The organism is Enhygromyxa salina, from assembly GCF_002994615.1.
GTDB lineage: Bacteria > Myxococcota_A > Polyangia > Nannocystales > Nannocystaceae > Plesiocystis > Plesiocystis salina_A.
Window position 1 is genome coordinate 1 of the sequence record NZ_PVNK01000029.1, and the last position, 1,039, is coordinate 1,039.

Consider the following 1,039-nt stretch of genomic DNA (forward strand, 5'->3'; position numbering starts at 1 on the left):
GGGTTGGGGCTGGGGGCCGGCTGGGTCGGCTCGGCGCCGTCACTGAGGGGCGTCGCGCTCTCACCCCGGGCCTCGGAGTCGGCGAGCATCTGCTCGAGCTGAGCGATGCGATCGCTGGCTTGGGCCCGCTCCTGAACCGCGGCGGGCTCGTCGCCGTAGAGCTGGGTGTGATTCTCGCGGTAGCTCTCGAGCAGGATCTTGGCCTTGCGCAGGTGCGTGGGGTTGCGCGAGACCTCGTAGGCCCGGCTGTGGGCCTCGGCGATGTTGTAGACCAGCGCGTTTCGGATCGTCCGGGTGTCTTCGGTGTCCGGCAAGATCGCGAAGGCGCGCTTCCACAGGGCGAGGGCGGCCTCGTACTCGGCGGTCTGATATTTGATCTCGGCCTCTTTGTTGAGGGCCTTGGCTTCGGCGAGGGGATCCGCCGCGGGATCTTGCGCGAACGCAGTCACGGCGCCGAGCTCGATCGAGCTCATGACGAGGGCCATGGTCAACAAGGTCGCAGTGGGGCGTCGGCGCACGCCCCACAGTACCGGTTGGGCCCGCTGGCGTCAGCACCTACAGCGAGACCCCGATCGCCTTGCAGTTTTTCTTGATCGCCTTGCGCCGGATCAGCGTGACCTTCTTGAGCGACGATGAGGCCTTGCCCTTGTCCTTCATCTTGCAGGCCGCGAGGGTCATCAGCTCGGCGGTCTTGGACTTCGACTTCTTGCGCCAGCTCGCGTAGGCGAGCTTGTAGGCCTCGGCCGCGCGGCCGCTGTTGTAGGCTGCCTTCGCCGCGGTGTAGAGCTGCGCGTCATCGCGCGGATCGTTGGGACTGCCTGGCTTGGGCTTGGGCTTGGGCTTGGGCTCCGGCGTCGTGGCGACCGGCTGGGGTTGGGGTTGGGGCTTGGGCTTGGAGCTCTTCTTGGACCTGGAGCTCTTCTTGGGCTCGGGCTCGGGCTCGGGCTCGGGCTCTTCGCTGCCCGTCTCGGTCGCTTCGTCGCCGGTCTCGGAGTCGGCCTCCCCGGCGGCGAGGTCGGGCTCGGGTAGGGGCGCGGGT

At 68.1% G+C, this 1,039-nt stretch carries 1 protein-coding gene and 1 pseudogene; both read right to left on the reverse strand.

What is annotated here, in order from left to right:
• Window positions 1-518, reverse strand: a 518-nt coding sequence (locus tag ENSA5_RS02970; RefSeq protein WP_146155255.1) for a hypothetical protein, incomplete at its 3' end; no start/stop codon positions are given.
• A 37-nt stretch (window positions 519-555) separates the two neighbouring features.
• Window positions 556-1,039, reverse strand: a pseudogene (locus tag ENSA5_RS36910) (hypothetical protein); the annotation flags it as partial.